11 protein-coding genes are annotated in these 13,764 nt (G+C 41.7%); 3 read left to right on the top strand and 8 right to left on the bottom strand.

From position 1 onward, the window contains the following. The first annotated feature begins 1 nt into the window (after position 1). Positions 2-1,537 (top strand): tryptophan halogenase family protein, encoded by a 1,536-nt coding sequence (locus tag NI389_RS16825; protein ID WP_308360967.1) that lies wholly within the window; start codon positions 2-4, stop codon positions 1,535-1,537. 66 nt (positions 1,538-1,603) lie between these two features. Here the strand turns inward: NI389_RS16825 and NI389_RS16830 are convergent, their stop codons facing one another. Both NI389_RS16830 and NI389_RS16835 read right to left on the bottom strand, forming a co-directional pair. Then, entirely contained in the window at positions 1,604-3,103 is a 1,500-nt protein-coding gene (locus NI389_RS16830; RefSeq protein ID WP_308360968.1) for a tetratricopeptide repeat-containing sulfotransferase family protein, read from the bottom strand. 29 nt (positions 3,104-3,132) lie between these two features. Then, positions 3,133-5,586, bottom strand: coding sequence for a TonB-dependent receptor (locus tag NI389_RS16835; protein ID WP_308360969.1), 2,454 nt, complete (start codon positions 5,584-5,586; stop codon positions 3,133-3,135). 430 nt (positions 5,587-6,016) lie between these two features. Between NI389_RS16835 and NI389_RS16840 the strand changes: the two genes are divergently transcribed. Beyond that, on the top strand, positions 6,017-6,451 hold the full coding sequence (locus NI389_RS16840; RefSeq protein ID WP_308360970.1) for a hypothetical protein: 435 nt from the start codon (positions 6,017-6,019) through the stop codon (positions 6,449-6,451). Here the strand turns inward: NI389_RS16840 and NI389_RS16845 are convergent. Genes NI389_RS16845 through dinG form a run of 6 tightly spaced genes read right to left on the bottom strand, consistent with a single transcriptional unit; the run spans position 6,448 to position 11,269 of the window. Further along, on the bottom strand, positions 6,448-6,615 hold the full coding sequence (locus NI389_RS16845) for a DUF2496 domain-containing protein (RefSeq protein WP_308360971.1): 168 nt from the start codon (positions 6,613-6,615) through the stop codon (positions 6,448-6,450). The two genes, NI389_RS16840 and NI389_RS16845, sit on opposite strands and share 4 nt — an antisense overlap. Next, positions 6,612-6,887: a late competence development ComFB family protein gene (locus NI389_RS16850; RefSeq protein ID WP_208843060.1), complete on the bottom strand. Its 276-nt coding sequence runs from the start codon at positions 6,885-6,887 to the stop codon at positions 6,612-6,614. The genes NI389_RS16845 and NI389_RS16850 overlap by 4 nt, the downstream gene beginning before the upstream one ends. Positions 6,888-6,924: 37 nt before the next feature. Next, entirely contained in the window at positions 6,925-7,830 is a 906-nt protein-coding gene (locus NI389_RS16855) for a histone deacetylase family protein (RefSeq protein WP_308360972.1), read from the bottom strand. Further along, positions 7,827-8,423 (bottom strand): primosomal replication protein, encoded by a 597-nt coding sequence (locus NI389_RS16860; protein ID WP_308360973.1) that lies wholly within the window; start codon positions 8,421-8,423, stop codon positions 7,827-7,829. Before NI389_RS16860 ends, NI389_RS16855 begins: the two co-directional genes overlap by 4 nt. Continuing rightward, the gene (locus NI389_RS16865; protein ID WP_308360974.1) at positions 8,424-9,200 is read right to left on the bottom strand and encodes a TSUP family transporter; all 777 of its coding nucleotides are present in this window, start codon (positions 9,198-9,200) and stop codon (positions 8,424-8,426) included. It lies immediately after the preceding gene. Continuing rightward, positions 9,200-11,269, bottom strand: a complete 2,070-nt coding sequence (gene dinG, locus NI389_RS16870; RefSeq protein ID WP_308360975.1) for an ATP-dependent DNA helicase DinG — start codon at positions 11,267-11,269, stop codon at positions 9,200-9,202. Before dinG ends, NI389_RS16865 begins: the two co-directional genes overlap by 1 nt. Positions 11,270-11,341: 72 nt before the next feature. Between dinG and NI389_RS16875 the strand changes: the two genes are divergently transcribed. Further along, on the top strand, positions 11,342-13,681 hold the full coding sequence (locus NI389_RS16875; protein WP_308360976.1) for a DNA polymerase II: 2,340 nt from the start codon (positions 11,342-11,344) through the stop codon (positions 13,679-13,681). Positions 13,682-13,764 lie beyond the last annotated feature (83 nt).

The raw sequence follows: 13,764 nt of genomic DNA on the forward strand, positions 1-13,764 counted from the left end.
CATGAAAAAAATTCTGATTGTTGGAGGTGGGACCGCAGGATGGTTAACTGCAGCAAAATTGGCAAGTGCACTCAATGCTAATTCGCCAGAGGGGGTCCAAATTACGTTAGTGGAATCGAGCGATATACCAACGATTGGCGTAGGAGAAGGGACTTGGCCAACGATGCGGAAAACGTTGGCGAGTATTGGAATTGATGAAGCAACTTTTTTAAATCGAACAGACGCTTCATTTAAACAAGGCACTAAATTTGTAAATTGGCAGCAGGCCCCAATTAATGGCAAAAATCATCATTATTATCATTCTTTTACATCTATCTTAGACAGTGCAGAGCTCAACCTTACACCCTATTGGTATAAGTATTCCGAAGGTAAAAGTTACGCTGACTCCATCAGCGTGCAACCCGCATTAAGTGAGGCGGGACTATCACCCAAGCTCATTACAAATCGGCCCTATGAAGGACTTCAGAATTACGCTTATCATTTAGATGCAGGTAAGCTTGTGGAATTACTTAAAGAACATGCACAACAGCAATTGGGTGTAAAACACCTTATTGCAAATGTTGTGCAAGTTCACTCTGACGATACGGGAATAGCCGCGGTTGATACTGATGGTAAAGGGCGACTGACTGCCGATTTATATATTGACTGTACGGGTTTTGAAGCTCTGTTAATTGGTCAGAATCTCGGCGTAAAGTTTTGCTCTATCAAAGATCAGCTACTGGTTGATCAAGCGATCGCAATTCAAGTGCCTTATGAAACAGCAGATCAAGATATTGCGAGTGCGACTATTTCTACAGCCCAATCTGCTGGTTGGATCTGGGATATTGGTCTCCAGTCAAGGCGGGGCACGGGACATGTTTTTTGTTCTGATTTTATGAGTAGCGACGAAGCTGAATCAATTCTTAGAACATACATCGGTGACGATAAAGGGAAACTAAACGCCAAGCATATTAAAATGAATTGTGGCTATCGAGAAAAGTTCTGGCACAAGAACTGTGTTGCGGTAGGGCTTTCAGGCGCATTTGTGGAGCCATTGGAAGCCTCTGCTATTTTTTTGATTGAAGCTGCGGCGAATATGATCGCTGAACTTTTCCCTCGTAATGACCGTCAGATGAGCCGCTCTGCTGAAAAATACAATCAGTCCTTTCACTTTCGTTGGCAACGAACCATCGATTTTATCAAGATGCACTACGTACTTTCCAAAAGACAAGAGCCGTTTTGGCAAGCGAATAAGATGTCAAAGTCCATACCTCAAAGTTTGCTTCTAATGTTAGAAGACTGGCACGATAGGCCGGTGAGCAAATACGACTTTGAACATGTTTTTGAACCATTCCCTCAAGATAGTTATCAATATGTCTTAAATGGTATGGGATTCACGGTTGATGCGCGAGCCTATCAGTTTGCTTGTCATCGAGATGACGTCGCAAAGCAATGTTTTGCCCATGTAGAACAGTTAAAACACAAAGCGAAACAACAGTTACAAAAGAACCGACAGGTGTTAAATGCAATACGCGAATACGGTATACAAAAAATGTAGGTAAACACTTTTACATGTTCGTGAGCTAGCTACTTTTAGGTAACGGGTCGCGAACGTGTTTAGTCTTTAATTTTCCCCACCAATAATTTTTATGTAGCCATTATAGCGAGTGAGACCGTCTTGGTTCAGTGGTTTACGTAACTGCAGCTTACTCGCCGTCGCAGAATAGTAGTTTTTTTGATAAAAATTGAGCATTTCTGGGTCAAAGTCTGTGTCCAAAAAGCGGCATAGCTCCGTCAACACTTCGTTTGGGTTATTTACTAACTTCTCATAAGACAAATCGAACACTTGCTGGTGTTTATTGGAGAAATGTAGCCTTAAACTGTCAGCGAGTTCCGTGACGAGTTGGCAATGCTCAAAGTTGAAACTGTAGTGATGAAAAGGACTACTTGGCTGATAATGTTGTCTGAAATTGGCAATAGCCGTGTTTTTATAGTCTCGATGTACAAAGACAAAACTGGCTTTAGGGAACGCTTTTGCGAGTATATCGACAAACAAGTAATTGAATGGAAACTTGTCAATGCCGCATTTTCCTTGGCTTAGTGCTAGATACGTTTCGCGATATCGACGACATGCCTCACCGGTTACGTATTCTTGTTTTAATGCATCTAGAGTTTGGATTAGGCTGTTTTTTACACCTAGAAATTGCGGGAAGGTCGTGAGTTCACCAAGCGCTTTAAAATGGTCTGTATGAGACAAAAGCAGCTCAGTAAGACTTGTGCCAGAACGAGGCACGCCTACGACAAAGATTGGTTCAATATCATCAAAGGCGTCAAATTGAATAGGGGTATTTGTAGCCCATTTAAGTTCTTCAATAAAACGAACATATGTTGCTTTGTCAAAACCAATTAGACTCGCAACAGCGACTTTACTTAGATTGAAACAATGCCAAGCTGCATCAAGCTCTCCTCGTTTTTCATATTCGAGCGCAAGTGCGTGATATAGGTCATATTGTGCTTGTGGATTTGTATTGCTTTGGGATAGCAACGTTTCTAATTCATCAATTCTTTCCCGAGAGTTCGTTGAGCCAGAGAGTTCGGAAAGCGCAACTTGAGCTCGAATAAATGTAGGGTGTTTTTTACACAGCTCGACCAATATGCTATGTGCTTTTTCTACATTTCCTCGCATTTTTTCGTTTATTGCGAAATTAAGACTGATGTTGGGGTTATCAGACGCAGCGTTGTAAGCTTGCTCAAAAAATGCACTAGCGCTTTCAAACTGGCTCAGACGAAGGTGCATGTTGGCAATGGTATCCAGTTCCGCTGCGACAGAGGTACACTCAGGTTTAATAGCATCTAACATTGCTTTCGCTTTTAACGGTTGATGCGAAAACAATAAGAGTTTTGCTTTTTCTACGGTGTATTTTGAACAAGGTTTGATGCTAATGCATTTGTCTAAAATTGCGATGGCTTTCGCAATATTTCTCAATTTTATGTTAAGTACCGCGAGCACATAGTACGCGGCGTGATCATCTGGATAATGGCTGAGATGTGCCACAATAGCTTCATGTACAGGTTTAATTTTGTTTTGTTCTATTGCGTCTAGCAGGGTTTGGTAATTCAACATAGAAGAAAGGGGCTATCGCCCCTCACCATTTAAATTTCAAAGTTATAAGTGACTTTAACACCAATCGTACGAGGCTTGGTAGTATAGTGACCATATACTCGCTGAAGCTCAGGCAATGCTTTGTTTAACTCTTCAAAGTGACCCATTCCCGCCCAAGATTTATCTCGACGTACAGAGGTAAACGCGTATTTATCGAATAGATTATCGACATATATTGTCGCTGACCACGAATCTTTGGCAAACTTTGCACTTAGGTTACTAAGCGCGTAACCAGGTAAAATTTCACCATCGGCTTTCAAACCAACTTTCGTATAAATGTCGCTTTGAGCGGTAATACCGTAGTTAATGTTCATCATGGTATCACCGAAGACTTCCTGTTCATAACTAACACCGAATGATGCTTGATGTTCAGGCGCCCCAGGTAAACGGTCGCCTTTGCTACCGTTATAATAGGGCTGATAAAGCGCGATTTGTTCAGGAGTGTAACCGTCGTCTTCTTTAAACACTTTAAATAATGCAGGTGCATCTTCCGTTAACTCTGCTTTTGCGTATGAATAGGTTGCATAGACAGTCCAGTTATCCGATAGAATTGCGCGAGTTGATAATTCAACCCCCTTTGAATTAGCAGCGCCAGCATTTGAGGTAATGATTTCTTGTCCATTGACCGTGACAGCTGAAATTTGAGCGTCGTTCCAATCAACGCTAAAGAGAGCTGCATTGAAATGCAGGCGATTTTTAAACCATGTTGATTTAAAACCAAGCTCATAGTTTGTCGTCGTGTCTGGCTGGTAATCTAACTCATGAGGCAGAGCACAGATAATTTGTTGGTCAGGTAATGTTTCTGGGCAAGCTTCTAAGCCATTACCGCCGCCAAGGCGGAAGCCTTCACTCACCGTAAAGTAGGTCAGAACACCGTTCTCTAATGTGTAATTAGCATTAAATTTAAACAAACTCCCGTTGTCGTTCGCATTAATAGACTCGAGTGTAATTTGGTTAAAATCACTAACATCACCACTATAAAGAGGTGTAGCCGAACCCGATGACGTGGTTACATCATACTTATAGAAGCGCGCACCAAGTGTTACATTGAAAGCATCCGTGATTTCATAACCAATTTCGCCAAACAACGCTGACTCTTTGCTGTTGGTTTCGCTCAGCGCAATATATTCTAAATCCGTTTCGATATTTGGAATGCCACCACCCCAAAATTCAGTCAATCCAGGCGTGTATTCACGGTCATCTGATTTACTCTCAACCTTGTTGTAGTAAATTCCAGCGATCCAGTTAAGCTTACTATCACCCTTTGAAACCAATCGTATTTCTTGCGTGAAGCTGTCTTGCTTGCTGGTATCTTTTGTTAAAGCTGTAAATGTTGGGTAGTCCGCATACCCTGGCCAAATATCGTAAAGAAGATCAGTTTGATCGCGTTGACCTATTTGATCATAGCTAGACCAACCGGATGCTGATACTAAATCTGCAAATTCTAAATCGGCATTAATTTCTAAACTAAGCAGATCATTTTTTTGCTCATTCGGTTCTTCAACGCGATATGCCGATTCGTAACGACCAATAGTAGCACTGAGAGGATGGCTTGATGCGAGAGATTGGTATTGTGTTATTGCATTACCGCCATTTTCTTGCTTTTGGTAGAAGTAGTTTAGTGTCGCGTTGACTGATTCTGTTGCTTCCCAGCGAACAGAAACACGTGCCGTTGTAATAGTTTCATCATTTGCATCTTCAACTTTACGTATGTTTTCAGCTACGTCTTGCTTGTCGGTCCAATTTGGGTCTTGATTACTGAAGCCTGGATTTTTCGACACATAGTTGTAATCAATGAAGCCTGGATTATGATAACGATTCAAGCTCGTGCGCACAGCGAGTTCATCTTGAATCAACGGTAAGTTAAATACCACACCGAGTTCATTACCCGTTGAACCACTTTCATTTATTGAAAAAGCATCGGCTGAAACAGAGCCTTCAACCATGTCCAAAACAGGAGCTTTTAACATATAACGGATTGCGCCGCCGAGCGTACCTGCACCATATAGCGTACCTTGTGGCCCAATTAAGACTTCAACACGTTCGATATCCGTTAGCCTGAGATTGAGGTTTAGTGGGATTTCGCCAAGGTAAGTTGCGACTGTGCCTGAATCAGAGGCGCGTTCAGAAGAGTTGGTATTAAGACCACGGACAATGATCGGTGAACCTTCTCGGCCACCTTGATCCGTTACGGTTAGACCAGGTACCCAACGTGCAACATCTTCCAAATCGCCAATGTTTTGATCACTCATTACATCGGCATCAACAGCTGTGATGTTTAACGGTGCTTCTTGAACCGTACCTGCACGACGAGTGGCTGTAACTTGGATAGTTTCAATGCCTTTATCTACCGACGCTTCATCAGCGTAGGCTTTTGGCACGTCATAAATATTCGCAGCGATGGCGAGCGCAACTAAGCTCGGTTGTAGTTTTTTTATCAACATTTTAATCCTCAATCCTGTTATTTGTTTTTAGCAACCCAATAACTAAACACTGTGTAAACAGATAAACAAGACCAGCAAAAGTGGTACAAATATGATTATGCAATAAGGGTGGGATTATATAGATTTTTACCCGCATTATAAGGTTTTTTATGCAAAAAATATTGCAAATTTTTATTGGATTATCATGTTGTTAAATATGTAAAACAGGGTGTGGGTATGTTTTGTTTTCATGTTAACAGTTTATCCTCTGCATAATAATGTCGTTTTTGTGGGAATTTAGTTGTAAGCATCCAAAGTGAGCAAGCGGTTAAAAATTCATCTTTAGTATATGGATATGCATGAAACGTTATCTGTGACTTGCGCTAACTCAAAACGTTAGTCTCGTTTTTCGTTAAAATGCCGTTTTAAAAACCAATTAGGAAGTCGTACTATGTTTATTGCACTAAGCTGGGATCATGCGATAGCACATCACTTTATCTCATGGATTGTCGTAGAGTGTGGGGGAGTAGGTGAAAAGTTCGGTTTACCTCAGGCTTTACCTCCGAGGCGAGATGTCGCTTATTTTTGTGGTGAAGCAGCTGAACAAGACGCAAAAGCGTTTGCTGAATTCAAAAACAGCCGAAGAGTGAATTCAGTATCACTTAATTATGAACCTTACCTAAGCCCAAATCATGGATATTGCCACTATGCTTGGGATCATTGTTATTTACGGGAACTCATCAAGTTTGCGGTGCTTTATTGGGAAAATGGCCAACATCAGAAACCAACACCAACTCGAGATGATATAGCCTACTTTTTATGTGATTCTGAAGGTGAACAAGATGCGGCCTTTTTTGCTCAACATAAACTCAACGAGCAGCGTTAGCCCTCAACTGTAGCGCTTGAATGTGCGAGTTTACGCTCAAGATCCCGTTTAACGATGTCTAGCGCGTCCAGTGCTTGAGCTGGGTGAATGTCATTTTGCTCAAGCAATAGGATTAAATCAACTGCAAGTTGAATATGAACAGGGGCACTTTTCAACTCGCTCATTCCTTAACCTCGGTACGCTTTTTCGCAACTTGAGAAATAGCAACGTCAATCGCCACATCGACTCGCTTCTCCATTTGAATTCGTTCGTGTTGTGACAAGTAAAATGCCATATCAACATCATAACGAATATATCGAGACGGTAACTGGTTTAAGACAGTACAACAGAAGTCGGCCATCACGTCTTCGTCATATTGTTTATCAAGTCCTTTCGCGACGATTTTATCGAGCATGATTTTTTCGTAGTAGTTATGAACATCATCATGTAATCGCATCTTTTAACCTTCCCTAACTATTTAACCCTAAATGAGTTTATACCAAGTTATTCAGGTTATCGAGTAATGCATTAAAAAGTTGGTTATGGGTTTGGTTTAGCCGTTCCGCATTTCGTTGATAACCACCACCGAGAGCAACCGCGATGGGCAACGACGTTTTCAAACAGGTGTTCAATACGATGCTGTCTCTTTCCCTGACACCTTGGAGGCTGACCTTCAACAAGCCCAATTCGTCGTGTACAGAGATATCGGCACCTGCGTTGTAAAGGACAATATCGGGTTGATAAAGGCGAATGGCTAAATCTAAAGCTTCATGCACCGTGTTTAAATAAAGCGTGTCACTCGTTCCGACTGGTAGGGGAAAGTCGAGATCAGATTGAGCTTTCGAACGTGGGAAATTTTGCTCACAATGAATAGAACAGGTAATGATATTTGGATTATGCTCACACAGAAAAGCGGTACCATCACCTTGATGAACGTCGCAATCAAAAATAAGTACTCGGTCAACCAACTCTTGATGGATTAAGTCGTGAGCAACCACAGCAAAATCATTGAATATGCAAAATCCAGCCCCTGCGGTGGGCAAAGCATGGTGGTAGCCGCCAGACAAATTTACAGCCCATTTATGTTTAAGAGCACATAAGGCACTTTGCCGAGCGTTCTCAAGTGAAATGAGAGTTCGGTTAACTAGTTCTGGGGACCACGGAAAACCCATTTTTTTAACCGCTGTGGGGTTTAGGCATCCAGTTAGAAACGCGTCGACATAATCGGGAGCATGGCATAATCTAATTTTACTTACATCGATTGGATCATCACGAAGTAGGAGTAACGACGAAAGCTCTGACGCTAACAAGGTTTCATAGAGCGTGCGATATTTATCAATTGGAAAACGATGCCGTTCAGGTAAGTCTAGGTTGGAGTAACTGGAGGAATAGAAAATCATGAGCGACTTTGTTTTTCAGCAAAAAGGATTTTCTCCTCGGTTGCCGCGATGGCTTTTCGACATCGACCTAGTCGCATATGCAGTGCGAAAATTTCCTTATTTAATTTCTCTACATCGGTTTTATTTGCGTCATCGAGGAGCCGTTTTCGCTCTTCGATCATGTCTATCAAACGTCTTTCAAATTCGTGGTTCTGTGAAAGTTCTTGATAGAGTTCATGCGATGATTGCATGATTCTCGTAATCGCTTTTCGATACTGATGTTGTTTTTGAGAGCTTGGTTTATTTTCTTTTGCCCAAACAGGTGTTGATTTTAGTACTTTAATAACGGCTTCAATTTGTTCGCCGATTTTAGTGATAGCAAATTGATACGCATGACGATGCGTTTCTGGCGGTAGTGACGCAAGTGATTGTACTATTTCATCAACGTAATCGCGTAACTTAAGACTTTTACTTACGAACAATCGATTACTAAAAAGGCTTGGTTGCGACTGAATGTAGCGGTTTTTATCAAACCATTTCGCCTTATCAAATTCTTCGGCTTGCGAAACGAGATTTTCGACATGCCATTTTAATTTATCGACCGCTTTCACCATTTACAAATAGGCCTCGTAAATTAGCTTTATCGCCAGCACAATAACTACACCATTGAAAATTGGTTTAATGAGTTTATTACCAAACTTAATAGCAGATTGTGCGCCGAACCACGCACCACACATCAAAAAAGCCCCCATTGAAATACCCAGTAAGAAGTTGACGTGCCCTAGTGCAACGAATGTAATAAGCGAAATAAAGTTGGAGACAAAGTTCATCGAACGAGCCAACCCGCAGTTCAATAATAGGCTCATTTTATAGAGTATGCTGTTGGACGCGGTCCAAAATGTGCCTGTACCAGGGCCCGCCATACCATCGAAAAAACCCAGGCTTAGCCCTTGAGTCCACTGTTTAATTTTCAGTGATTTAGTTACGCGAGGTAAGTTATGGCTGTCTGAGTGACTTAACGTTCCAAATAAACTGTAAAACGCCACTGCGATAATAATGACGGGAATAAGCTTATTTAGAAAGTCGATGCTTAAATGATCCACCAAAAGTGTACCGAGCAGCGCACCAATTGCGGTTGCAAGGACAGACTGTATCCAGAATTTGGGGTCAAACAACCGTTGACGATAATAGGCAAAACTGGCGGTCACTGAACCAAAACTTGCTGCGAGTTTATTCGTGCCGAGGGCGAGGTGAGGTGGTAGACCAGCGGTTAATAACGCAGGCACAGTAAGCATGCCACCACCACCGGCAATAGCGTCAATAAAACCTGCCGCCATTGCAACGACACATAACAAGGCCCAAGTAGCTGGTTCTAAGGCAAATTCTATCATTAATATTCTATTTTCCGAGTAAAAGGCGGGAGTGAATCCAGCATAGATTGACCGTATTTCTTGCTGATAAGTCGACGGTCCAAAATAGTAATTCTGCCAAAATCAGACTCTTTGCGCAGGAGTCTACCACAACTTTGTACTAATTTCTTACAGGCTTCTGGCACGGTAATGGTTAAGAATGGATTCCCGCCTTTACTTTGGACAAATTCAGCCTGTGCTTCTTCCACTGGAGACGTAGGCACTGCGAATGGGATTTTGGTGATAATCAAATTTTCAAGATATTTACCCGGTAAATCGAGGCCTTCGGATAAACTTTGCGTACCGAATAAAATACTGCCATTTCCTCCGTCAATTTTCGAACGATGCAGGTGTAATGTTGACTCACGAGACGCCTCGCCTTGAACGAGCAGCGACCATCCTTTCTTCCGAAGCTCTTTAGCAACGTGTTCCATTTGCCAATAGGATGCGAAAAGTACTAGGTTAGCTCCTTGTTTGTCTAAATGTTTTGGCAATATTTGACTTAGATAGTCGCTGTATTTTGTGTCAGTAGGTTCAACATCCATTTTTGGGATATGCAAGATGGCTTGTTTCGGATAATCAAATGGAGAAGGCGCTTTGATAAATTTGACGCCAGGCTCCTTTGCCAATCCGCTTTCATAGGAAAAATGATCAAAGGTTCCAAGAGCTGTTAATGTTGCAGAGCAAAGGATTGCACCCGCACACTTTTGCCAAAGCTCATCTTTTAAATAAAAGCCAACTTCTATCGGACAATCACAGAGCAAATAGTCGTGATGATTCTTATAAACTAACCGTTTTATCCAACGTGCGTGAGTTTTACTTTCTGCTTTTGATGCGTAACAAAACCAGAGTTTGTTTAAAGATTCTAAGCGAGAGATGTATAAGCCTGATTCTAATAGCGCGGGTTCACCAATAGGACTTTTAACGTCACCATCGGCCATGTCAGAGGTAAGCGCATCATGCATTTTTGTAAGGCATCGAAGTGCGTCCAATGTCGCTTCTGCAATACTACTTGCCTGGTTTAATAGGCTCTCAGGTATTTGACCGTGGGCAAAACGATAGTGCTCATCGTCGTTGTATTCATAGTCAGCGTTGTCGAGGATGTCTCTCACTTGTTTTAAGTGTTTTGAAGCATCATTTATTGCGTCGTTTAACTTGAAGTTCTGCCCAATTGCTTTTTGAGATACGATAAGCGCGGATAGCTTACCGCTAAATTTTAACAGTTTTTCGAGCCATTCTATTGTTCCCTTGATAGTCGCCGCAGCAGAAGAAAAGTCTCGAGTAATCGTCGGTAAATGATGGGCTTCATCAATGACGTAATAGGAATCTTCTAACTCAGGTAAAATCTTCCCACCGCCTAACTCTAAATCGGCCAGTAACAAAGCATGGTTTATGACGAGCACATCCATTTGAAGAATTTTTTGCCGAGCAAGGTGGAATGGGCAAGTTTGGTGCGACTTCAACTGTCTCTGACAAGCATGTTTATCACAAACAATGAGATTCCAAACCGTATCTGGAATAGCACTTGGCCAAGAGTCTCTGTCTCCACTCCATGTTTTGCCAAAATAGCTTTTTTGAAGTTCTTCAAGCAAGGTTTGTTCTTGATTTGTTAGTGGTGATGCGAGTGTTGGGAGAAAACTACTTTGAGCATCCTCTTGAAAAACGCTCGATAATTTTTGTGCGCAAATGTACCGTTGGCGCCCCTTAACCAAATCAAACTTAAAGTCCAGACCAGAATGCTGTTGTAGGAAAGGCAGTTCTTTACCGATCAATTGTTCTTGTAGCGCGACAGTTGCGGTTGAAATAATCAATTTCTTTTTCTGAGAAAGAGCAAGCGGAATCGCGCCAAGTCCATACGCCAATGATTTGCCTGTTCCGGTCCCAGCTTCGATAACACAGATGCGTTGCGTGCGGTGATACTCACCAGCTAGCGTCTTGGCGATTTCCGCGACCAAAAAATTTTGACTAGGTCTACTTTTATAATCTGGTAATTGCTCTGCGATCCGTAAATGAGCATCGCGAATCGTTTTTTTTAGTCTGTCGGATAGCATTCGTGTGAATTCGAGTTCTTAAATTAATATGTATATACTTACAGTGTTCGACATTGTAGGTGGTGAAGTAAGTTGACACAAGTTGTAATCGAAGGGTTCGTGTTATCGAGGCAAACAGTCACAACAAACGGTAAAACGTATGTTGTGCTGTGGCTCAATTCATCGCAAGGGCCAATAAAAGTTATTTCAGAACCACAGCAGGCGGTGCTGTTTATCCTAAACAAGCATGTTGAACGAGCACAGCGAATTCTACAGACCAATAGAATTGAGAGTACTTTTCGGCCGTTAAACCTAAAGCACTTCAATGGCGAGTCTGTATCAGCTTGTTACTTTGACGCTCTAAATGAATTTTACGCAGCTCGAGCGTTGTTAGAAGAATCATTGCCAATTTATGAAGATGACGTTCGTGTAGCAGATCGATTTCTAATGGAACGGTTTGTCAAAGGCGGAGTTTGGGCCGCGGGTGAAATGACGGTTAAACACGGTTACATAGAAATCCGTAACGCTAGAGTTAAGCCTAATGAACGTTATGTGCCCAAACTTTCCGTTGTTTCTTTAGACATTGAGTGCAGTATGAGTGGCGTCCTTTATTGCGTTGGTTTGAAAGGAGAGTTCGGTAACAAGGTTATCATGATTGGAGACAGTCCTGATGATGCTGTAGATGGTGAACTTGAATGGGTAAAAGATGAGATTGCGCTTTTTGAACGGTTTAATTGGTTCTTTCAGCAACATGACCCCGACATTGTCATCGGCTGGAACGTAATCGAATTCGATTTTAGAGTGTTAAAAGAGCGTGCCGATGCACTTGGCATCGTTCTCACTATTGGTCGTAACAATGAACCTTTGTATCTACAGCAAGGCCAATTTGTCAAACTGACGATGCCTGGTCGTGTCGTGTTAGATGGTATTGATACACTCAAAAACGCAACTTACCAATTTGAAAGCTTCAAACTCAATCGAGTCGCCGGAGAAGTTCTGGGTGAAAATAAGTTAATCAGCCATGACGATCGGATGGAAGAAATTAATCGCTTATTCAAAGAAGATAAGCAGGCTCTCGCACTATATAACCTTCAAGACTGTGATTTGGTGTTAAAAATCTTTAACAAGCTACACCTTCTCGAATTTGCCATTCGCCGAGTGCAGCTTACAGGGCTGGAACTAGAACGAAAAGGCGGTTCGGTTGCTGCGTTTACTAATCTATATTTACCGCTGTTACATCGAAGCGGTTACATTGCGCCAAATTTAGGTGAGCATGGAATCAGCTTCGACAGCCCCGGAGGCTACGTTATGGACTCAAAGCCGGGTTTATATCAGAATGTAATTGTGCTCGATTTTAAAAGCCTTTACCCGTCCATTATCCGTACCTTTTTGATTGATCCTTTGGGTCTTATATTGGGATTAGCTAACGATAATTCTGAAGATACAATCGAGGGTTTTAACCAAGCCCAATTTTCCCGGATTGATCATCATTTACCGAGCCTTGTGGCGACATTAGGTGAGGCTCGAGAAAAAGCAAAAAGCGAAAAAGACGCACAACTGTCGCAGGCTATCAAAATTATCATGAACAGTCTTTATGGTGTGCTTGGATCGAAAGGCTGTCGTTTCTATGACCCCAGACTCTCTAGCTCGATTACTTTGCGAGGGCATGAAATCATGCAGCAGACTCGACATTGGATTGAAGAAATGGGATACGAAGTAATTTATGGCGATACGGATAGTACATTTGTAAACCTTTCTGGACACTTAGAGCATCAAGATTGTGTCAGGATTGGCGAAGGAATTGTTGAAAAAATAAACCATAATTGGCGATGCGAACTTCAACAACGACACAGACTAGAGAGTCATTTAGAGCTTGAGTTTGAAGTACATTATCAGCCTTTTTTTATGCCAACAATTCGGCACCTCGCGACGGGCAGTAAGAAACGTTACGTCGGAAAAGTCGCAGGAAGTAGTGATAAAGGCTTGGTTTTCAAAGGTATGGAGACGGTACGAAGTGACTGGACAAAGTTAGCTCACTTATTCCAACAAGAACTCTTTGTTTCACTATTTGAAACAAAGATGCTTGCAGATATTTATTTACGTTACAAAAATAAATTAACAGCAGGGGAGTTTGATGAACTATTAATTTACAAAAAGAGGATGCAACAATCACTAGAACTTTACACAAAAAATATACCTCCTCACATTAAAGCGCTTAAGCAAGCAATCGCAAATGGCGAAATCTCAATTCCAAAACCAGGGTTTATGGTCGAATATGTTCAAACTGTGCAAGGTCCTAGACTTTTTCCTTCATTAATATCAATAGATTACACTTACTACATAGAAAAGCAGCTGAACCCTATTTTTGACATGGTTAAAGCGTTTGACCTTTCTTCGACCTCTGTGGAAGCCCAACAAGTACTCAGCTTTTAATCGTTAATAACTTTCTGATTCATTGACAATATTTCTCATTTGTTTCCAAAATGAAAACTGCCACTTTGTGCATGTTGCAAATA

The sequence above is a fragment of the Pseudoalteromonas xiamenensis genome, from assembly GCF_030994125.1.
In the GTDB taxonomy this organism is placed as follows: domain Bacteria; phylum Pseudomonadota; class Gammaproteobacteria; order Enterobacterales; family Alteromonadaceae; genus Pseudoalteromonas; species Pseudoalteromonas xiamenensis_B.

What these genes read in the sequence shown, in the direction of transcription:
- NI389_RS16825 (WP_308360967.1), top strand. Translation starts at nt 2, where the DNA reads ATGAAAAAAATTCTGATTGTTGGAGGTGGGACCGCAGGATGGTTAACT.
- NI389_RS16830 (WP_308360968.1), bottom strand. Translation starts at nt 3,103, where the DNA reads ATGTTGAATTACCAAACCCTGCTAGACGCAATAGAACAAAACAAAATT.
- NI389_RS16835 (WP_308360969.1), bottom strand. Translation starts at nt 5,586, where the DNA reads ATGTTGATAAAAAAACTACAACCGAGCTTAGTTGCGCTCGCCATCGCT.
- NI389_RS16840 (WP_308360970.1), top strand. Translation starts at nt 6,017, where the DNA reads ATGTTTATTGCACTAAGCTGGGATCATGCGATAGCACATCACTTTATC.
- NI389_RS16845 (WP_308360971.1), bottom strand. Translation starts at nt 6,615, where the DNA reads ATGAGCGAGTTGAAAAGTGCCCCTGTTCATATTCAACTTGCAGTTGAT.
- NI389_RS16850 (WP_208843060.1), bottom strand. Translation starts at nt 6,887, where the DNA reads ATGCGATTACATGATGATGTTCATAACTACTACGAAAAAATCATGCTC.
- NI389_RS16855 (WP_308360972.1), bottom strand. Translation starts at nt 7,830, where the DNA reads ATGATTTTCTATTCCTCCAGTTACTCCAACCTAGACTTACCTGAACGG.
- NI389_RS16860 (WP_308360973.1), bottom strand. Translation starts at nt 8,423, where the DNA reads ATGGTGAAAGCGGTCGATAAATTAAAATGGCATGTCGAAAATCTCGTT.
- NI389_RS16865 (WP_308360974.1), bottom strand. Translation starts at nt 9,200, where the DNA reads ATGATAGAATTTGCCTTAGAACCAGCTACTTGGGCCTTGTTATGTGTC.
- dinG (WP_308360975.1), bottom strand. Translation starts at nt 11,269, where the DNA reads ATGCTATCCGACAGACTAAAAAAAACGATTCGCGATGCTCATTTACGG.